Source organism: Arthrobacter sp. Z4-13 (genome assembly GCF_054792705.1).
The window spans coordinates 3,585,943-3,603,379 of record NZ_CP096459.1; the positions used below are offsets into that span (position 1 = coordinate 3,585,943).

Annotated in this window: 20 protein-coding genes and 1 riboswitch; of the genes, 11 read left to right on the forward strand and 9 right to left on the reverse strand. The window is 67.4% G+C overall.

Annotated elements, in window-relative coordinates:
* Positions 1–29: 29 nt before the first annotated feature.
* From M1E07_RS18400 to M1E07_RS18415, 4 genes are read right to left on the reverse strand one after another with little or no spacing between them, the layout of a single operon-like run.
* Complete coding sequence (locus tag M1E07_RS18400) at positions 30–1,088, reverse strand: sulfate/molybdate ABC transporter ATP-binding protein (protein ID WP_461190435.1); 1,059 nt, start codon at positions 1,086–1,088, stop codon at positions 30–32.
* Positions 1,085–1,948, reverse strand: coding sequence for an ABC transporter permease (locus tag M1E07_RS18405; protein ID WP_461188060.1), 864 nt, complete (start codon positions 1,946–1,948; stop codon positions 1,085–1,087). The genes M1E07_RS18400 and M1E07_RS18405 overlap by 4 nt, the downstream gene beginning before the upstream one ends.
* A gap of 10 nt (positions 1,949–1,958) precedes the next feature.
* Complete coding sequence (modA, locus tag M1E07_RS18410) at positions 1,959–2,717, reverse strand: molybdate ABC transporter substrate-binding protein (RefSeq protein WP_461190436.1); 759 nt, start codon at positions 2,715–2,717, stop codon at positions 1,959–1,961.
* Positions 2,718–2,734: 17 nt separating this feature from the next.
* Positions 2,735–3,142, reverse strand: coding sequence for a TOBE domain-containing protein (locus M1E07_RS18415; RefSeq protein WP_461188061.1), 408 nt, complete (start codon positions 3,140–3,142; stop codon positions 2,735–2,737).
* 119 nt (positions 3,143–3,261) lie between these two features.
* Between M1E07_RS18415 and M1E07_RS18420 the strand changes: the two genes are divergently transcribed.
* The 3 genes from M1E07_RS18420 to M1E07_RS18430 all read left to right on the forward strand — a co-directional run bounded on the left by M1E07_RS18420 (position 3,262) and on the right by M1E07_RS18430 (position 5,417).
* Positions 3,262–4,131 carry a DUF4031 domain-containing protein gene (locus M1E07_RS18420; RefSeq protein WP_461188062.1) on the forward strand — a complete coding sequence of 290 codons (870 nt, stop codon included), beginning with the start codon at positions 3,262–3,264 and terminating at the stop codon, positions 4,129–4,131.
* Positions 4,128–4,937: a 2-phosphosulfolactate phosphatase gene (locus tag M1E07_RS18425; protein WP_461188063.1), complete on the forward strand. Its 810-nt coding sequence runs from the start codon at positions 4,128–4,130 to the stop codon at positions 4,935–4,937. Before M1E07_RS18420 ends, M1E07_RS18425 begins: the two co-directional genes overlap by 4 nt.
* A 93-nt stretch (positions 4,938–5,030) precedes the next feature.
* On the forward strand, positions 5,031–5,417 hold the full coding sequence (locus M1E07_RS18430; RefSeq protein WP_461188064.1) for a VOC family protein: 387 nt from the start codon (positions 5,031–5,033) through the stop codon (positions 5,415–5,417).
* A 62-nt stretch (positions 5,418–5,479) separates the two neighbouring features.
* On the opposite strand, the gene M1E07_RS18435 is transcribed toward M1E07_RS18430, so the two are convergent.
* Positions 5,480–5,881, reverse strand: coding sequence for a YccF domain-containing protein (locus M1E07_RS18435; RefSeq protein ID WP_461188065.1), 402 nt, complete (start codon positions 5,879–5,881; stop codon positions 5,480–5,482).
* 70 nt (positions 5,882–5,951) lie between these two features.
* Positions 5,952–6,566 (reverse strand): phosphoribosylanthranilate isomerase, encoded by a 615-nt coding sequence (locus M1E07_RS18440; protein WP_461188066.1) that lies wholly within the window; start codon positions 6,564–6,566, stop codon positions 5,952–5,954.
* Between the two features lie 96 nt (positions 6,567–6,662).
* Here M1E07_RS18440 and M1E07_RS18445 point away from each other — a divergent pair, with 96 nt between their 5' ends.
* From M1E07_RS18445 to M1E07_RS18475, 7 genes are all read left to right on the forward strand, one after another.
* Positions 6,663–7,274: a HutD/Ves family protein gene (locus tag M1E07_RS18445; RefSeq protein ID WP_461188067.1), complete on the forward strand. Its 612-nt coding sequence runs from the start codon at positions 6,663–6,665 to the stop codon at positions 7,272–7,274.
* A 51-nt stretch (positions 7,275–7,325) separates the two neighbouring features.
* Positions 7,326–7,856, forward strand: coding sequence for a ferritin (locus tag M1E07_RS18450; RefSeq protein WP_461188068.1), 531 nt, complete (start codon positions 7,326–7,328; stop codon positions 7,854–7,856).
* 135 nt (positions 7,857–7,991) lie between these two features.
* Positions 7,992–8,057: riboswitch (guanidine-III (ykkC-III) riboswitch) on the forward strand.
* Positions 8,058–8,066: 9 nt separating this feature from the next.
* Positions 8,067–8,390 (forward strand): DMT family transporter, encoded by a 324-nt coding sequence (locus M1E07_RS18455; RefSeq protein WP_461188069.1) that lies wholly within the window; start codon positions 8,067–8,069, stop codon positions 8,388–8,390.
* Positions 8,390–8,776 carry a DMT family transporter gene (locus M1E07_RS18460; protein WP_461190437.1) on the forward strand — a complete coding sequence of 129 codons (387 nt, stop codon included), beginning with the start codon at positions 8,390–8,392 and terminating at the stop codon, positions 8,774–8,776. The genes M1E07_RS18455 and M1E07_RS18460 overlap by 1 nt, the downstream gene beginning before the upstream one ends.
* 64 nt (positions 8,777–8,840) lie before the next feature.
* The gene (locus M1E07_RS18465; RefSeq protein ID WP_461188070.1) at positions 8,841–9,467 is read left to right on the forward strand and encodes a nucleoside/nucleotide kinase family protein; all 627 of its coding nucleotides are present in this window, start codon (positions 8,841–8,843) and stop codon (positions 9,465–9,467) included.
* A 70-nt stretch (positions 9,468–9,537) separates the two neighbouring features.
* Positions 9,538–10,533: an aldo/keto reductase gene (locus M1E07_RS18470; protein WP_461188071.1), complete on the forward strand. Its 996-nt coding sequence runs from the start codon at positions 9,538–9,540 to the stop codon at positions 10,531–10,533.
* A 36-nt stretch (positions 10,534–10,569) separates the two neighbouring features.
* The gene (locus tag M1E07_RS18475; protein WP_461188072.1) at positions 10,570–11,220 is read left to right on the forward strand and encodes an MBL fold metallo-hydrolase; all 651 of its coding nucleotides are present in this window, start codon (positions 10,570–10,572) and stop codon (positions 11,218–11,220) included.
* 123 nt (positions 11,221–11,343) lie between these two features.
* On the opposite strand, the gene M1E07_RS18480 is transcribed toward M1E07_RS18475, so the two are convergent.
* Positions 11,344–13,242 carry a DEAD/DEAH box helicase gene (locus M1E07_RS18480; RefSeq protein WP_461188073.1) on the reverse strand — a complete coding sequence of 633 codons (1,899 nt, stop codon included), beginning with the start codon at positions 13,240–13,242 and terminating at the stop codon, positions 11,344–11,346.
* Between the two features lie 331 nt (positions 13,243–13,573).
* On the opposite strand from M1E07_RS18480, the gene M1E07_RS18485 reads away from it, so the two are divergent.
* On the forward strand, positions 13,574–14,344 hold the full coding sequence (locus M1E07_RS18485) for an SAM-dependent methyltransferase (RefSeq protein WP_461188074.1): 771 nt from the start codon (positions 13,574–13,576) through the stop codon (positions 14,342–14,344).
* A 2-nt stretch (positions 14,345–14,346) separates the two neighbouring features.
* Here M1E07_RS18485 and M1E07_RS18490 read toward each other — a convergent pair whose 3' ends face one another.
* Both M1E07_RS18490 and M1E07_RS18495 read right to left on the reverse strand, forming a co-directional pair.
* Positions 14,347–15,780 (reverse strand): MFS transporter, encoded by a 1,434-nt coding sequence (locus M1E07_RS18490; RefSeq protein ID WP_461188075.1) that lies wholly within the window; start codon positions 15,778–15,780, stop codon positions 14,347–14,349.
* A 208-nt stretch (positions 15,781–15,988) separates the two neighbouring features.
* On the reverse strand, positions 15,989–17,341 hold the full coding sequence (locus tag M1E07_RS18495; RefSeq protein WP_461188076.1) for an MFS transporter: 1,353 nt from the start codon (positions 17,339–17,341) through the stop codon (positions 15,989–15,991).
* Positions 17,342–17,437: the final 96 nt, after the last annotated feature.

Sequence of the window (17,437 nt, forward strand, 5' to 3'; positions counted from 1 at the left end):
ATGTAATACCCGTGTGGTGGCGGGCCGGTTCAGGCCGGATAGATGGCCACGGCCATGGCCTTCACCACGAAGTGCACTGGCAAGCCGGGGACAAGGCCCAGGTCCGCTGAAGCGGCGGGAGTTATGTCGGCCGCAAGGCTTCCCGCCCGTACCCGGATGAGATCCCCGTGCGGCTCCAGGTCCGTGATGGTCACCTCGAAGTAATTGCGCGGACTGCCGTGGGCGTCGTCGAGGAATACGGACACGGCGGACGGCGGGAACACGGCCACCGCTGCCCGGTCCCCCTGCCCTGCCGGGACGGCGTCCTCCACCCGGCCGGCAATGGTCTGGCCGTCAGCCGTTCTAAGCCCGTCAGCGGCGAGGGTTCCAGGAATCAGGTTGAGCCCCGCCAGCCCGGCGGCGAATGAGCTGCGGGGCCGCTCGAGTACCCCGCGGGTTGGCCCTTCTTCTGAAATCCTGCCGCCTTCCAGAATGACCACACGATCCGCCAGCATCAGCGCGTCCAGGACGTCGTGGGTGATGATGATGGCCTGCCTGCCGGCAAGGACCCGCTTCAACAGGCGGCGCAACAGCGGTGCGGAGTGGATGTCGAGGGCGGCCATGGGCTCATCCAGGAGAAGGAGACCTGGGTCCGCAGCGAGCGCCCTGGCCACCGCAACGCGTTGGGCCTGGCCGCCGGAGAGTTCCGCCGGACGGCGGTGGTGGAGGTCCCCCGCTTCCACCTCAGCCAGCCAGCGCATGGCTTCAGTTCTGGCCTTCTGCCTGGCCGCCCCGGCGCTCCGCGGACCAAAGGCCACGTTTTCCAGGGCAGTGAGGTGGGGAAACAGCAGGGCTTCCTGGGCGAGCAGTGCGGTGCCGCGGTGATGCGGCGGCGTCCATGATCTCCTGCCCGGAGTGAGATCGAACAGCGCCTTCCCGCTGAGCTCAGCCCGGCCGCTGTCCGGCCGAAGCAGGCCGGCGATCACGGACAGCAGCGTCGATTTGCCCGCCCCGTTCGGCCCCATCACTGCCACGGTTTCGCCGGGGCCGACAGTCAGGGCCACATCGAATCCCCGCTCCGCCACGGCTGCCTCGAAGGTGAACGTCACGCGGCGTTCCCGCCCGGCGCCGGAGCCGTCGTCGTGTGCTGCATGGAAGCCCGCCGTGCAGAAGCCCACAGGGCACCTCCGCCGGGCCGCCGGTACGCAAGTGCCACCACGGCAACCGCCACGGCCACCAGCACCAGGGAAAGTGCGACGGCGGCATCCGGGTCCGTTTCACGCTGCAGGTAGATCTCCAGCGGCAGGGTCCGGGTCACCCCCTGAAGGCTGCCCGCGAAGGTCAGGGTGGCGCCGAACTCGCCCAGGCTGCGGGCAAAGGAGAGCACGGCCCCCGAGGCCAGCCCTGGCAGAACCAGCGGCAGCGTCACCCGGCGGAACACCCGCCCGGGAGAGGCGCCGAGGGTGGCCGCCACGGCTTCGTACCGTTCGCCGCCGGTCCGCAGGGCCCCTTCCAGGCTCACCACCAGAAACGGCAGGGCCACGAAAGTCTGTGCCAGGACAACTGCCGTGGTGGAGAAGGCAATCTGGAGGCCGAGGACCTCCAGGGTCCGGCCCAGGAGGCCCTGCCGGCCGAACGTGTAAAGGAGTGCGATGCCGCCCACCACCGGCGGCAGCACAAGTGGGAGCAGCACCAGCGAGCGCAGCAGGCCCTGCAGCGGAAACCTGCCCCGGGCAAGGACCAGCGCCAGCGGCACACCGAGCACGACGCACAGGACAGTGCTGGCAACGGAAGTCCGCAAACTCAGTCCCAAGGCCGACACAGCGGATTCGGAGGTGACCAACGGAAGGAAGTTGGCCCAGTTGACCCTCGCGACCATGGCGAACAACGGCAGGACCACCACCAGGGCGGCAAGGACCGCGACGGCGTAGATCCAGCGCGGAACGCCGCTGTAAGCCTGGCGGCTCACTCCGCCCCGCTCACTGTTGACCACTGCCGAAGCCGGCGGCCGCCAGCACCTGCTGGCCTTCGGGGCTGGACAGCAGTTCGAGGAAAGCGCGCGCGTCTTTGCTGTTCCGGCTGCCGGACAACACGGCGGCGGGGTAGCTGTTGACGGCGCCGGCGGCTTCCGGGAAGGGAACCTCCTCCACCTTGCCCGCCGCGGACTGGACGTCGGTCACGTAGACCAAACCGGCGTCGGCTTCCCCGGAGATAACTTTGCCGAGCACGTCCGTCACGGAGTTTTCCTCGCTGACCGGGTTAAGTTCCGTTCCGGTTTGTTGTTCGATAGCGGCCACGGCGGTCCCGCAAGGCACCTGCTGCGCACACTGGACCAGCCGTATGCCAGATTTAGCGAGGTCGGCGAAGGAGCGGATGCCGGCCGGATTTCCCGGAGGGACTGCGATGGCGAGCGTATTGGTGGCGAAGACCTGGGGTTCGCCGTCCACCAGTCCGGCCTCCTGCAGTTTTCCCATGTTCCTGGTGTCCGCGGAGGCGAAGACGTCCGTGGGTGCGCCTTGGTTGATCTGGGTGGCAAGGTCCGCTGATCCGGCGAAACTCAGGGTGACGGTGGTGCCGGGGTGCCGGGCTTCGAAGGTTCTTGCCAATTCCGTAAAGCTGGCCTTGAGGGAGGCTGCGGCGAACACGGTCAGTGACCGGCCGCCGTTGCCCGCGGCCTGGCCGCTGCCACTGCAGGCTGCCAGCGTGGCCGTCATAAGGACCGCCAGCAGCAGAGCCATCGGCTTTTGGTTCTTCTTCACAGCGCCTTGCCCAACGGCGTTTCGATGATGACGGTGGTGGCTTTGACCACCGCGGTGGCCACGGATCCCGGTTCCAGCCCAAGCTCCCGGACGGCCTCACTGCTCATCAGCGACACCACCCGGAACGGCCCGCACTGCAGCTCCACCTGGGCCATGACCTTGTCCGCCACAATGCCGGTGACCAGCCCTACGAAGCGGTTTCGCGCCGAACTGCCGCTGCGGAGTGGATCGTCCGGGAGCTGCACCAGCTTCTGGGCGTGCCGGGCGAGCTCAAGGCCGTCCACGGCGAGCCGGCCGCCGCCGTCCCTCACGGGGGTGAGGGATCCGTTGTCCATCCAGCGGCGCACCGTATCGTCACTGACACCCAGGAACCGGGCTGCTTCAGCAACGCGAATTATGGTCATTCCGCCAGTGTACGGCGCATTTGCGGTAGTCACAGCAAAACGGCGACGCATCTTCGGAACCGTGGCCTCAGTAGCTGCCACCCCGCACCCGTGGACAGCTCTCCTACTAGACTTCCTCCATGGCCATCTACATTGACCCGCCGCTCTGGCCTGCCCACGGGACGCACTTCTCACACCTGGTGTCGGACTCGTCGCTGGCGGAACTGCATCAGTTCGCCACCGCGGCCGGGATTCCGGAGCGCGCCTTCGACGGCGACCACTACGACGTCGCGGAGCGCCGCTTCGATGACCTGGTGGCGGCCGGGGCCATCCCGGTGGAGGCCAGGGTCCTGGTCCGCAAGCTGATCGCCAGCGGCCTGCGGATCCCTGCCCGGCAGCGGAACAAGTCGCTCAAGGTTCCGCTGTTCAACCGGTGGGACGCCATCATGCCCGGCCACGACGCGCTCTTCCTCGACCTCCTGGACCGGTGGAGCGAGCCGCACCGCCGGTACCACGGCTGCACCCACCTGCTCTCGGTCCTGGAGGCCCTCGATCTGCTGACGGATCCGGCTGACCCTCCCCGCAGCGTTTTGCTGGCCGCATGGTTCCACGACGCCGTCTACCGGGGCGTGGCAGGCCAGGACGAGGAAGAGTCAGCCCGCCTCGCGGAGGACCGGCTGCAGGCTGCCGGACTGCCCGAAGCGGAGGTGGCTGAGGTGGCCCGGCTGGTACGGCTGACGTCGGACCACCGCCCCGGGCCGGGGGACGACGACGGCGCCCTCCTCTGCGACGCTGACCTTTCGGTTCTCGGTGGCGAACCTGACGAGTACGCGCGGTATGTGGCGGACGTCCGCCAGGACTATGCCCACATCGGCGACGCCGACTTCGCTGCCGGGCGGACCGCCGTCGTGCGCCATCTGCTGGAACTTGACCCGCTGTTCCACAGCGGCCGGGCGCGTGAGCTGTGGCTGGACGCGGCACACCGGAACCTGAAAGGCGAACTCGCGTGAACGCACCCGGCTCAAGCCCCCGCCACACACTGACAGCGAGTGCGGCCCACCGCCAACTGCCCTACACGGTGCGGCTGGAATGGGGGCCCGACGGCGCCAGGACCGTCACGTCCGGGGCGGACCTCGCGGTGGTGGTGGACGTCCTGTCCTTCAGCACCTGCGTCACCGTCGCCCTGGACCGGGGTGCCGTGGTTTTTCCATTCCCCTGGAAGGACACCAGCGCAGAGGACTTCGCCGCCCACCACGGTGCCGAACTGGCCGGTCCCCGCGACGGCGGCGGGCTCAGCCTCTCCCCTGCCAGCATGCGGGCTGCGGCGTCGCTTGAGCGGGTGGTCCTGCCGTCCCCGAACGGTTCCGCACTCTGCCATGAGCTGGCAGGCGAGGTCCCGCTCGTAGCCGCCGTGTCCCTGCGCAATGCGGCCGCAACGGCGGACTGGGCGTGGGCCAACCTCGCGGAGGATGCGGTGATTGCAGTGATCGCCGCGGGTGAGCGCTGGCCGGACGGCACCCTCCGCCCGGCCGTGGAGGACCAGATAGGGGCAGGCGCGTTCATTGCCGGCCTGGTGGCCGCAGGCAAGGGCGGCTACGAGCCAGAAGACGGCAGGCACGGTTATTCGCCGGACGCCGTGGCGGCCATGGCGGTCTTCGAGGCTGCGGAACCGAGGCTCCGCGAGATGCTGCACGGTTGTTCCAGCGGCCGCGAACTGGCCGGCGCGGGCTACTCGGACGACGTCGATATCGCCGCGGAACTGGACGACAGCAGCGCTGTGGCCATCCTGGCGGACGGGGCATTCAGCCCACGCTGAAGGTTCGTCCCGCCGACAGATCGTGCGTTTGCCGCTTCAGTGCCTGGCAGCTGACCCTTTACCGGCGTCGTCAACGAATGCAAGACTGCTCGGATGACCCTGCGCATCCAGTCCCTCTGCATCGATTCGACCGATCCGAAAGTGCCTGCGGACTTCTGGGAGAAGGCGCTGGGGTGGCGCCGGACCTACGAGGCGGACGACGAGATTGTGCTCGAGCCGCCGGCCGGCAGCCCCGGGCACGGGGTGTCCCCGGACCTGCTGTTCCTCAAGGTGCCCGAGCGCAAGGAGGTCAAGAACAGGCTTCACCTGGACCTGCGGCCCGCGGACCGGGATGCCGAGGTTGCAAGGCTTGAAGGTCTTGGCGCCACACGCGTTTCTGTCGGCCAGGGCACGGACGTCACCTGGGTGGTGCTGGCGGATCCGGACGGCAACGAGTTCTGCGTCCTGCGGGCACTTCGGCCGGAAGAACAGGCCAGCTGACCGGCAGTTTCCCGCCCGGGCTTCCCGGCCGCTGCATTGTCCCGCGGAACGAAAAAGCCTGCTTACCTGTAGGCGGTGATGAAAGGCGTGTTGGTGGGCACGATCTGCTTGCCCAAGGGCATCAGGGATACCGGGATGAGCTTCAGGTTGGCGATGGCCAGCGGGATGCCGATGATGGTAACCGCCATGGCAAAGGCAGTCACCACGTGGCCGATGGCGATCCAAATGCCCGCCACCAGCAGCCAGATCACGTTGCCCAGCAGCGAAAACACCCCCGTGCCGCCGGGCTTGTCCACCACCGTCCGGCCGAACGGCCACAGGGTGTACTCCGCAATCCTGAACGAGGCGATGCCCCACGGGATGGTGACAATCAGCAGGCAGCAGATAACGCCGGCCACGAAATAGCCCAGCGCAAGCCAGAATCCCCCGAAAACCAGCCAGATGATGTTGAGCAGTGTCTTCATTCATCCATTGTGCCCCGGGGGTCTGACCAAAAGGATGGGGGCTTTCCCTGACCCGCCCCTGAATCGGCTGCTAAACCGGGGAAGCAGTGCTCTTTGCCGCCTGCACGAAGGCGCGCACCTTGGCCAGGTCCTTGACGCCCCGGGATGCCTCTACGCCGGAAGAGACGTCCACGCCCCAGGCATGGGCGGCCGTGGATGCGCCGCTCACATTGTCCGGGGAAAGCCCGCCGGCCAACAGCCAGTGGCGGCCCTGAAGCGCGGGCAGCGCGGCCACGGAGACGTAGTCCCACGCCTCGCCCGAGCCGGGCACCGCGGCGTCGATCAGCAGAAGGTCCTCGCCCCAGTCTTCGAATTCGTCCGGCGAGGCACCCATGGTGACTGCCCTGATCAGGTTCATGCCGGCGTCGTGCACTGTTGTTACGTCCTGGCGCGAGCGCGGGCCGTGCAGCTGGATCCATTCCAAGCCGGCAGCGCGGGCGATAGCCACGGCGTCGGCCACCGGTTCGTGGCGGAAAACGCCGATGGGCGAGACTCCCGCAGGTACCTCCGCCAGCAACGAGGACACCTGGGACGGCGAGACGACGCGGGGACTGGCGGTGAGAACGAAACCAACCGCATCCGCGCCGGCGTTTACCGCCTCACGGACGGATTCGGGCGTACTGAGACCACACACTTTAACAAACATTCCCGGCTCCTTGAGGCTGCTCTTGTGTTATCCCCCCGGAGGAGACTAGCAGGAAGGCTGGGGCCTGGAGGTAAGCGGGCCAATTAGGCTGGACAGATGGAGATCATCCGCTTTGCAGACCTCAAGCCCCAACCCTGGCGCAACGGCGGCGGGGTGACACGCCAAGTCGCCAGCCATCCCAATACCGCTTCGACGCAGGACGGATCCTGGGATTGGCGCGTCAGCATCGCGGACGTCAGCAAGGCCGGAGACTACTCCCCGTTCCCCGGCATGGAACGGGTGCTGACCGTGATCGACGGCGAACTCCTGCTGCTCACCGTGGACGGCGCCGAACATCCACTCGAGAAGTACCGGGCGTTCCGCTTCGCCGGCGGGGCCACCACGCACGCCTCCCTGCCCACCGGCGACATCCGGAACCTCAACGTCATTACGCGGACCGGAAGCTTCAAAGGCTTCACGTCCATCATCGAACTCTCAAAGAAGCGTGCGAAGCCCCTCTTTGACGGGCAGTTGGGGATCCTGCTGCAGGGGCAGGCCACAGCCGCCACCGGGACAAACGACCCCGAAACCCTGGCGCGGTACGACGCAGTGGTGGGCTCCGACGTCGACACCCCCGACATCCTGGGCCGCGGCTTCCTGGCGGTCGTCTCGATCGACCCGGTTGGGGATGGGCCCGGCGCGGGCCAGGAGAGCCTCACCTTTGGATAGCGGAGGCTTTCCACACTGGTGACTCCCGGCGGCCGTCCCTAGACTCGGGCTATGACCACTTCATCCTTCAATGCACTCCTGTCCACCCAGATCGGCAACGAATTCACGGCATCGCAGCAGTACATTGCGGTGGCCACCTGGTTCGCCAACCAGGACCTCCCCCAGCTGGCGCGCTACTTCTACCGCCAGTCTGTGGAGGAACGGAACCACGCCATGATGATGGTGCAGTACATGCTGGACCGGGACATCCCCTTCACCATCCCCGGCGTTCCGGCGGTCCGCAACGACTTCACTTCCGTGACCGAGCCGCTGGCCCTTGCGCTGCAGCAGGAAAAAGAAGTCACCCGCAACATCGAGGACCTGTTCCGGGCTGCCCGCGGCGAGAATGACGCGCTGGGCGAGCAGTTCATGCTCTGGTTCCTGAAGGAGCAGGTGGAGGAAGTCGCGTCCATGACCACGCTCCTGAACATCGCCGAACGTGCGGACAACCTGTTCGACATCGAAAACTTCATCGCCCGGGAAACCATCGGCGACAGCGGCCGCGACGCATCGGCCCCCGAAGCTGCCGGCGGCACCCTCTAGCCTCTACCTGGCCCAACTGGGTAGCGCTAAGTGCCGTTTTGATGGGTCATAACGAAACTTAGCGCTGCCTACTTTGGGTGGTGAGGTTCCGCACCATCGGTGGCCGTCCGGCGTCGAGCGTTGCTACGCTGGAAGTCAAGGCTCCGCGGCGGGGCCTCCGGACGACGGTTCAGTACCCGGCACGCGACAAGACTGGCCAAAGGATCTGTCATGCCGTGGTTAATCCTCATTCTTTCCGGCGCCCTTGAAGCCGTGTGGGCGGCAGCTTTGCACCGCGCCTTCCAGGCGTCCGGCCGGCGCCGCATCGCCCCCACATTGCTGTTCCTGGGCTCGGTGGCTGCCAGCACCGGCGGCCTGGCAATCGCCATGCAGTCCATCCCCACCGGCACCGCCTATGCGGTTTGGGTGGGAGTGGGCGTAGTGCTGACCTCTGCGTACGCCATCGTCACCAAGGTGGAACGCGCGACGGCGGCACGCCTCCTCCTGCTGTCCGGCATCGCCGTGTGCGTGGTGGGCCTGAAGGTGGTGGCGTGATGCTGCGGCGTTCGATTCCCTGGCTGGTACTGCTGGCTTCGGCCGTCCTCGAAGCGGTCTGGGCCACAGCCCTTGGCTTGTCCGACGGCTTCGCCGAGCCGATGCCCACCCTGGTTTTCGCGGTCACCGCGGCCCTCAGCATGCTGGGTCTGGGTGTGGCCATCCGCAGCATCCCCCTGGGCACTGCCTATGCCGTATGGGTGGGAATCGGTGCAGCCCTGACAGTAGGCTGGGCGATGGCCAGCGGCGCGGAACCCTTCAGCGTGCTCAAGGTGCTGTTCATCGCCGGGATCGTCGGCTGTGCGGCCGGGCTTAAGGCGCTGCCCGGCGGCGCCGACTCCCCCGAGCCTGAACCTGCAGCCCCGTCCGCCTCCACCATCCGCTGAGCTGTCCTTCCCGCTGAGTTTCCCGCCGCTGATCTCCTGCCGCCGCGCGGTCTAGGCTTTTGCCATGGACTCCCCCGAGATCACTGAGGCCGTCGCTGCACTGCGCGTCACACTGTACGGCGGCCGACGGACACTGCTCGGCATCGCGGGCGCACCGGGCTCCGGAAAGTCCACCTTCGCTGCATGGCTGCAGCAACAGTTCGGTCCCGGGCAGGCGGTGGTGGTGCCCATGGACGGCTTCCACCTGGGCAACGCCATCATCGACGGCACACCCCTGCGGCAGCGCAAGGGAGCCATCGACACGTTCGACGCCGGCGGTTACCTGTCGCTGCTGCGCCGCCTGGTGCGCCGGGATGAGCCAGTGGTTTACGCCCCCGAGTTCCGGCGCACCCTGGATGAACCCGTGGCAGCCTCCATCAGAATCCCCGCGGAGGTGCCGCTGGTAATCACCGAGGGCAACTACCTGCTGATGGAGCAGGAGCCCTGGAAGGACATCAGGGCGCAGCTGGACGAGGTCTGGTTTGTGGATACACCCCACGCGCTGCGCATGAGCCGCCTGGTGGAAAGGCACGTTGCGTACGGGATGGAACCGGCCGCGGCGAAAGCCTGGGCAACCGGTCCGGACGAGGCCAACGCTGTGCTGATCCACGCGACGCGGCCCGCGGCAGACCGGATTATCCCCTGGCATTAGGACTGGCGGAAAACAGCACCCCGGGGACGGGGTTGTTGGCTTCGATAACTTCAAGGATGGGAGCACTTTCATGACCGCACCAACGGTCCGGCTCGGCGACGGCCTCAATGTCAGCCCGCTCGGCTTCGGCGGAATGGCGCTCACACCGGTCTATGGGGAGGTTGATCCGGTTGATGCGCTCCAGACGCTGCATCACGCCGTCGACTCCGGTGTCAGCTTTATTGACACCGCGGATATCTACGGCGGAGGCAGCAACGAGGAACTGATCGCCCGGCTGCTGAAGGAGCGGCGGGACGAGGTCCAGCTGGCCAGCAAGTTCGGGCTGGTGGGCTCCCCGGCGGGCGGGTACACGGACATCCGGGGCGACGCCGCGAACGTCCGCCAGTCCGTGGACCGCAGCCTGCAGCGGCTGGGCACGGACGTGATCGACCTCTACTACATGCACCGCCGTGACCTCCGCGTTCCGATTGTGGAAACCGTGGAGGCCATGGCAGAGCTTGTGCAGCAGGGCAAGGTCAAGCACCTGGGGCTCTCGGAAGTGACGGCGCAGGAGCTGGAAGAAGCCAGCGCCGTCCACCCCATTGCAGCGGTCCAGAGTGAATGGTCCATCTGGAGCCGCGACGTGGAACGCAACGTTGTTCCTGCCGCGGCAGCCTTGGGAGTGGGTTTTGTGCCGTACTCGCCGCTGGGCCGGGGATTCCTCACCGGCACCGTTGACGCCGCGAGCCTGGGGGACAATGACTTCCGACGCCGGATTCCCCGCTTCGCCCCGGACGCCGCCAGCGCCAACAAGGCAGTGGTAGCCACGGTCCGGTCCGTGGCGGACGAGCTTGATGCGACGCCCGCCCAGGTGGCCCTGGCCTGGCTGCTCGCCCAGGGCAAGCGGCTTGGACTGCCGGTCGTCCCCATCCCCGGAACCCGCAAAAGGCACCGGATCGACGAAAACCTGGGCGCCCTGGTCCTGGAACTGACCCCGGCGCAACTGGAGGCACTCGGCGAAGCATCGGACGCCGTCGTCGGTTCCCGCTCCGCTGATCCCAACTGGGTGTCCCAAGGCCGCGAGTAACGAGGGCTGGGAACAGGCGTCCCTAGACTGAAGCCTATGGACTCACTTCTTTACGACCTGCAGGCCCTGACCATCCGCCGGATTTCTGTCAGCGAGATGGACAACAACGTGTATCTGCTGACCGCCAAAGCCAGCGGCGAGCAGGTACTGATCGATGCTGCGGACGACCCCTCGGCCATCCAGCAGCTGCTGCGGGATTCCGCGGCGGACACGTCCGCCGAACCCCGTCTCGCCCTGATTGCCACCACCCACCAGCACTGGGACCACGTCCGGGCGTTGAAGGAGCTCGCTGAGGTAAGCGGCGCGGCCACTGCTGCGGGAACAGACGACGCCGACGCGTTGCCTGTCGCCGTGGACCGGCACCTCGAGCATGGGGACACGGTGGCGGTGGACGGCTTTGAGCTGACGGCGGTCCACCTGCGTGGCCACACCCCGGGATCCACCGCGTTTGTGTATGCAGCCCCTGAGGGATTCACGCACATCTTCTCCGGCGACTCGCTGTTCCCCGGCGGCGTAGGCAACACCCAGAAGGATCCGGAGCGGTTCAACCAGCTGATCACCGATGTCAGCGAGCGGTTGTTTGATGCCTACCCGGACTCCGCCGTCGTACATCCGGGCCATGGCAAGCCCACCACCCTGGGTGCTGAGCGCCCCCACCTGGAGGAGTGGCGCACCCGCGGCTGGTGAGCGTTCAGGCCGCGCTGCGCTTGGTGGTTCGCGCTGCGCAAAATCCCGGGCGTTATGGATATACCCGTAGCGCCCGGGATTTTGTGTATCGCCAGCTAATCTGCGTGGCGAAAACGCGTGACCCTAGCGGCCGCGGCGCTCGTTGGAAGCCGGAGCGGAAGCGCGCCGGGGACCGCTGCGGGCGGGACGGCCGGAACCGCCGCCATTGCCTGCGGAGTAGGATCCGCCCGAGGTTCCACCGGTGTTGGAGGACCAGACAGCCTTGTTGCCGCCGGTGGCGGCACCTGCACCTGCGGAGCGTGAACCGCCACCGGTCCGTGCACCTGCACCGGCTGCGGCACGCTGGCCTGTTGCCGGGCGACCGCTGCGCTGGCCGCCCGTAGTTGCGGGACGGCCGGTGCCGCCACGCGGAGCGTCACTGCGGGTGATACGGGAGTCGCCCCGGCCCTCTGCTGCGCGTCCGTCCGAACCGCGGCCGGCCGATGAACGGCCACCTGCCGCGGGGACGTCGTTGCGGTGGGTCGATGCAGTGCCGCGGCCACGTGCGTTGCGGCGGGCAGCCGCTGCGGCCACGGCGCGATCCTCGTTCTGCTCGCTGACACGGTCGAATGCTGCCCGGGCTTCGGTGCGGCCTTCGAAAGCTGCTGCCCGGCGCTCGGCACGCGGAACATCGGTACGCGTGGGCTCCGCGGAAACCCGGCCGCGTCCACCGCGGCCGCCGCGTCCACCGGCGGTGGGTGCAGCCTGCCGGCGGGCGCGCTTACGCTCGGCGTTGGCACCGGTGGAGGTGCCGCCGCCCTGCTGCGCAGCTTTCTTGGCCAGCAATGCAGCGCGGGTGCGCGGATCGATCTTCTCGGCCATTGCGCCCACGAGCTCGGCAACGATGGGCGAGCTGGCGGTAACGCGCTCGAAGTTGACCTCGACGCCTGCAGCCTTCATCAGCTTCTTGACGTCGGTCTGCTGCTCCGGGAGGGTCAGCGTGACTACGGTGCCGTCAGAACCTGCACGGGCGGTCCGGCCTGAACGGTGCAGGTATGCCTTGTGCTCGGTGGGCGGGTCAACGTGGATGACCAGTTCGACGTCGTCCACGTGCACGCCGCGGGCCGCGACGTCGGTGGCCACCAGGACGCGCACGTCGCCGGAGGAGAACTCGGCGAGGTTGCGGTCGCGGGCGTTCTGCGACAGGTTGCCGTGCAGGTCGACGGCGGGGATCCCGGCGTCGGTGAGGGTCTTGGCCAGCTTGCGGGCGTGGTGCTTGGTCCGCATGAAGAGGACACGGCGGCCGGCACCGGAAGCGAGTTCCACGATCAGCTGCTTCTTGACGGTCTGGTCATTCACCACCAGGACGTGGTGCTCCATGGTGGTGACCGCTGCCTGCGGATCGTCCACGGAGTGGGTCAGCGGGTTGGACAGGTAGCGCTGGACGATCTTGTCCACGCCGTTGTCCAGGGTGGCGGAGAAGAGCAGGCGCTGGCCCTGGCTGGGGGTCATGTCCATGAGCTTCTTCACCACGGGCAGGAAGCCGAGGTCGGCCATGTGGTCGGCCTCGTCCAGGACGGTGATTTCCACGGCCTCGAGGGTGAGGATGCGCTGGCGGATCAGGTCCTCCAGGCGGCCGGGGCAGGCGATGACGATGTCGACGCCGGCACGCAGGGCCTTTTCCTGGCGTGCCTGGGAGATGCCGCCGTAGATCACGGTGGTGTTCAGGCCGGCAGCCTTGGCCAGCGGCTCAATGGTGGCGTTGATCTGGGTGGCCAGCTCGCGGGTGGGTGCAAGGACCAGTCCCATGGGGCGGCCTGGCTTGCGGAAGTGCTTGGCTTCCCGCTCAGCGAGTCGTGCTACAAGCGGGATGGCGAAGGCAATGGTCTTGCCGGAGCCGGTGCGGCCGCGGCCCAGGACGTCGCGTCCTGCCAGCGTGTCAGGGAGGGTCTTCACCTGGATAGGGAACGGCTCGGTGATTCCCTGTGCGGTGAGGGTTTCGGCAAGGGCTTTGGGCGTGCCGAGGGCAGCAAAAGTAGTCAAAGTCAAAGGTCTTTCAGGCGGTATCCGTGCGGATATCGGCCCCCGACGCCGGTTGGCCAAGGGGGTTCGCCGAAGAAAATTCAGGTGATCAACCAGCCTGCTGCCGCTTATACAAAGCGGCGGCCGGGACCAAATGGAACGCGTTCATCGACGCAGGATGTGCCTCTCACATGAAAAAAGCCCTGCCCCCTAAATGAAGGGGTACATGGGCATCACTGCACATCAAGTTCCACCAGTCTACCATCCCGCGCCCACTTCCCTTTCCAACCCCGATCCTCCCCTCCCCAACTGGGGCGTTGCCATCACCGGCGGCGGGGGGCAAGGTTGAGGCATGGCTGAACACGTGTCCCACCAGCATGAAGCGCACCCGCTCGAATCCCGCCAGGCAACGCACGACGCCGGTCCCGGCCTTTCCGGGGACGCTGACCCCGTGGGCGGTCAGGGGATCAGGGACGCCGCTTCCCTTTGGGACGAGCGGTACCGCAGCAAATCCCAGGTCTGGAGCGGCAAGCCCAACCCCCAGCTGGTCCGGGAAGCCGGAGGCCTGCGGCCGGGACATGCGCTGGACCTGGGTTGCGGCGAAGGGGCTGACGCCATCTGGCTTGCCCAGCACGGCTGGACTGTCACCGCCGTCGACGTTTCCGCCGTCGCACTTGACCGTGCACACGGGCACGAGAAAGCGGCACTGGCGCGGGAGAGCGTGCACGCAGCCGAGGGCGCAATCGCCAGCCGGATCCACTGGCAGCAGGCCGACCTCGAGCAATGGCAGCCCGACGAGTCGTACGACCTGGTCACCTCGCAGTTCCTGCACTCCCAGGAGCTTGACTGGCAAAAGCCTCTGAAAACGGCCGCGGCGGCGGTCAAACCAGGCGGAACCTTGCTGGTGGTGGGTCACCATCCGGAGCGGCTTCCGCCCTGGGGCGGAGGCCACACAACGCACGGGATGTTCTACACCGGGGAGCAATTGGTTCAGGAGCTGGGGCTCAACGGCGCCGAATGGCAGCTGGAAGTGCAGACCAGCAGGGAGCGGCCGGTGACCGGGCCGGAGGGCGAGCATGCCACCATCGCGGATGTGGTGGTCCGCGCCAGCCGGCTCACATAATTTCAGGCGCCCCGCTCCGACTTGGTGGTGACCCGCGGTGCGACTGCGACGCCGGCCACGGCGACCACGGCGGCAAGTGCGAAGACGCCCGCGAAGGATTCCGCCGTCGTCGAGAATGCAGCGAACACAATGCCGGTGGTGGCCAGCGCCAGTGCCCCGCCCAATGAGTCGGAAATGGACATGGCGGCGCTGTTGAAGCCCTCGTTTTCCTTGGTGGACAGCGCCAGGGTCATCACGCTCAGCCGCGGGTAGAGCAGGCCCATGCCGCCGCCGGCGAAGATCCACCCGGCGATTGCGACGGCGGCGGGCCAGTGCAGCGCTGTAGTGGCCAGGGCGAGGACCACTGCGCCAAGGACCATCAAGGAGCCGATGCGGACGGCGCGGCGATGGGTCAAGCGAGCACCGAGCCGGCCCTGGACTGCCGACGCGCCTGCCCAGGCCAGCGCGCCGCCGGTGAGGGTGAGGCCGGCAAAGGTGGGCGAAAAGCCGTACTGCTCGATCAGCAGGTACGGCAGGTAGACCTCGGCGCCGAAGAAGGCGGCAGAGGCGAGCCCGCGGACCAGGATCACGCTGGGCAGGCCGCGCCGGGCGGCCAGCGTGCCCCGCGGCACCAGCGGCCGCACGGCCACCAGGGCAATCACGACGGCGGCCACCCCCAGGAGTGCCGGCGCGGCGGTGAACCCGGGGAGACGGACCTCCCGCGCGAGGTTGAGTCCCAGCACCGCGAGCGCTGCCAGGGTGGCCCAGGCAAGCCGGTCGAGCGCCCATGGAGTTGGTGGCTGCGCGCCGAATGCTTCTTTGGCGCCTTGTTCCTGGGCGCTCTGGTTTCTTGCCGGCGGCATGCCCCGCAGTACCGGCACGATCATCACCAGCGCAGGAATCACCAGGCCCACCACGCCGAGGAATACCCAGTGCCAGCTGAACACCTGCGCCACAATGCCGGCGGCAAACGGCCCCACCAGGGACGGGATCACCCAGGCGGCAGAGAATGCAGCGAAGATCCTGGGGTGCAGCAGCGCTGGATATATCCGGGCCACGAGTACGTACAGCGCCACTGTGAGGGCGCCGCCACCCAATCCCTGCACCAGCCTGCCCGCCACCAGCAGGGGCATGCTCCCCGCAGTGCCCGCGATGAGCAGGCCCACTACAAACAAGGCCACGGATGCGTACAGCGGCACGGTAGGGCCACGGCGGTCGGACCAGTTTCCGGCGGCCACCATGCCGATCACTCCGGTGGCCAGCGGGCCCGCAAAAGCCAGGGCATAAAAGCTGGCACCGTCCAGCTCGCGGCTAACCACCGGCATGATGGTGGTCACCGCGAGGGATTCGAACGCGGCCAGGAACACGAGCGCGCAGGCACCGATGGTCACCCACAGGTACGGCCGCTGCAGGATACCGGAGTGGGGGTTGGTGGCTGAAAGGGTTGTCTCGCGCACGCTTCTGGCCCGATCGGTTGTTATTGAACGTGCTCCACAGCATAGTGGCCACCTGTGCAGGCTTTCCGGCTCGCGTCACCGCCGCGGGGCCGCCGTCCTGTTGTTCCAGCCCGGAAACTAAGGGCAAGGACCTGACGCACGAGCTGGTGTAGCAAAGCAGGTAGCAGCAGGCGCCGTTATGAGCGGAGATAACGACACCTGCTGCTACTTACGTGGGGTCCCCGACGAAACGGTTCCGCCCGGCCCGGTAGCCGAACGCCGCCGCGAGCAGGCCCACGGCGAGGAAGAGGACACCGGCGGCTGTAAATGATCCGGTTGCCTGGTGAAGTTGGCCCACCATGAGCGTTCCCGTTGATCCGAGCCCGTAGCCGACTCCCTGCATCATTCCCGAAAGGTGCGCCGCCGTATGCCCGTCCCGGGTGCGCAGCATGATCATGGTCAATGCCACCGCGGTGAGGCTTCCCTGGCCCAGCCCCAGGAGTCCTGCCCACACCCAAATCAGCTCGAGCGGACCGAAGACGCTGAGTGCGAAGCCGCCGCCGGTCATCAGCGCCACCACCGTGTTGATGGCCCGCTGATCGCGGAATCTCGCAGCCAGCGCGGGCGCGAAGAGCGAACCGAGCATCTGCAGCACGATGCACGCGGACACGATCAGCCCCGCCGTGGCGCCGTCCACACCTCGTTCCCGCAGGATGGGCGCCAGCCAAGCGAATACGCTGAAGGACATCATCGCCTGCAGCACCATAAAGATCGTGACCTGCCATGCGACCGCCGAACGCCAGACGTTCACGCCTTCACTCACCGCCTGGTACCGGACGGGGTGCTGCCGTGCCGCCACCGGCACGAACAGGACAAGCACGACGGCGGCAGGCAGCGCCCAGAACCACAGCGCCAGAGTCCACTCCCCCGTCGCCGCGTAGACGGGGTAGGTGAAGCCGGCTCCCAGGGCGGCCGAGGCACAGATAGCGGTGGTGTACAGCCCGCCCATCAGGCCAAGCCGGTGCGGGAAGTCGCGTTTGACCAGCCCGGGCAGGAGCACGTTGCACAGGGCGATGGCGGAACCGCAGGCAGCTGTGCCGGCCAGCAGAGCGGGCAGGTGTGCTGGTCCCGGTGAACCCGCAACTGCGAGCCATGGGAGCTCAGCCGGCCGGAGGAGGAGTCCCGCAGTGAGAACCGCCATCGCACCGAGGAGGACGCGTTCGGCGCCGAAGCGGCGGGCCAGGACCGGGGCCAGGGGCGCAAAGACGCCCAACAGCGTTACCGGGACAGTGGTCAGCACTACGACCGCCCACCCTGGAAGTGCGGCCTGCGAGGTAACCTCGGGAAGCACCGCTGAGAAACTGGAGAAGACGGTGCGCAGGTTGAGGCCGATCAGGACAAGGCACAGGCCGAGGTAAACCAGGCCCCTCCGGCTTCCCACCCGGGTTGGTTCCGGCGCCGGCACCTCATCGATTTCGGCGTCCACCAGGTTGTCGGGCTGGGCCGGGTTTCCTTGCTGGAGCGTCGCTGAGCGCTCTCGGGGCCGCTGCTTCTTCGCCGCAGCATTCGTCGCTTCCGTCACCTGCCCATTCTTGCAGGAGTTGTTTTCGCCCCAGTTATCCACATGGGGCAGTACACCCTTCTGCTGTCACTGCTGCCTCCCTAGGTTGGAACAGAG

What these genes read in the sequence shown, in the direction of transcription:
- M1E07_RS18455 (WP_461188069.1), top strand. Translation starts at nt 8,067, where the DNA reads ATGCCGTGGTTAATCCTCATTCTTTCCGGCGCCCTTGAAGCCGTGTGG.
- M1E07_RS18485 (WP_461188074.1), top strand. Translation starts at nt 13,574, where the DNA reads ATGGCTGAACACGTGTCCCACCAGCATGAAGCGCACCCGCTCGAATCC.
- M1E07_RS18445 (WP_461188067.1), top strand. Translation starts at nt 6,663, where the DNA reads ATGGAGATCATCCGCTTTGCAGACCTCAAGCCCCAACCCTGGCGCAAC.
- modA (WP_461190436.1), bottom strand. Translation starts at nt 2,717, where the DNA reads ATGGCTCTGCTGCTGGCGGTCCTTATGACGGCCACGCTGGCAGCCTGC.
- M1E07_RS18450 (WP_461188068.1), top strand. Translation starts at nt 7,326, where the DNA reads ATGACCACTTCATCCTTCAATGCACTCCTGTCCACCCAGATCGGCAAC.
- M1E07_RS18465 (WP_461188070.1), top strand. Translation starts at nt 8,841, where the DNA reads ATGGACTCCCCCGAGATCACTGAGGCCGTCGCTGCACTGCGCGTCACA.
- M1E07_RS18415 (WP_461188061.1), bottom strand. Translation starts at nt 3,142, where the DNA reads ATGACCATAATTCGCGTTGCTGAAGCAGCCCGGTTCCTGGGTGTCAGT.
- M1E07_RS18470 (WP_461188071.1), top strand. Translation starts at nt 9,538, where the DNA reads ATGACCGCACCAACGGTCCGGCTCGGCGACGGCCTCAATGTCAGCCCG.
- M1E07_RS18430 (WP_461188064.1), top strand. Translation starts at nt 5,031, where the DNA reads ATGACCCTGCGCATCCAGTCCCTCTGCATCGATTCGACCGATCCGAAA.
- M1E07_RS18460 (WP_461190437.1), top strand. Translation starts at nt 8,390, where the DNA reads ATGCTGCGGCGTTCGATTCCCTGGCTGGTACTGCTGGCTTCGGCCGTC.
- M1E07_RS18420 (WP_461188062.1), top strand. Translation starts at nt 3,262, where the DNA reads ATGGCCATCTACATTGACCCGCCGCTCTGGCCTGCCCACGGGACGCAC.
- M1E07_RS18475 (WP_461188072.1), top strand. Translation starts at nt 10,570, where the DNA reads ATGGACTCACTTCTTTACGACCTGCAGGCCCTGACCATCCGCCGGATT.
- M1E07_RS18440 (WP_461188066.1), bottom strand. Translation starts at nt 6,566, where the DNA reads ATGTTTGTTAAAGTGTGTGGTCTCAGTACGCCCGAATCCGTCCGTGAG.
- M1E07_RS18435 (WP_461188065.1), bottom strand. Translation starts at nt 5,881, where the DNA reads ATGAAGACACTGCTCAACATCATCTGGCTGGTTTTCGGGGGATTCTGG.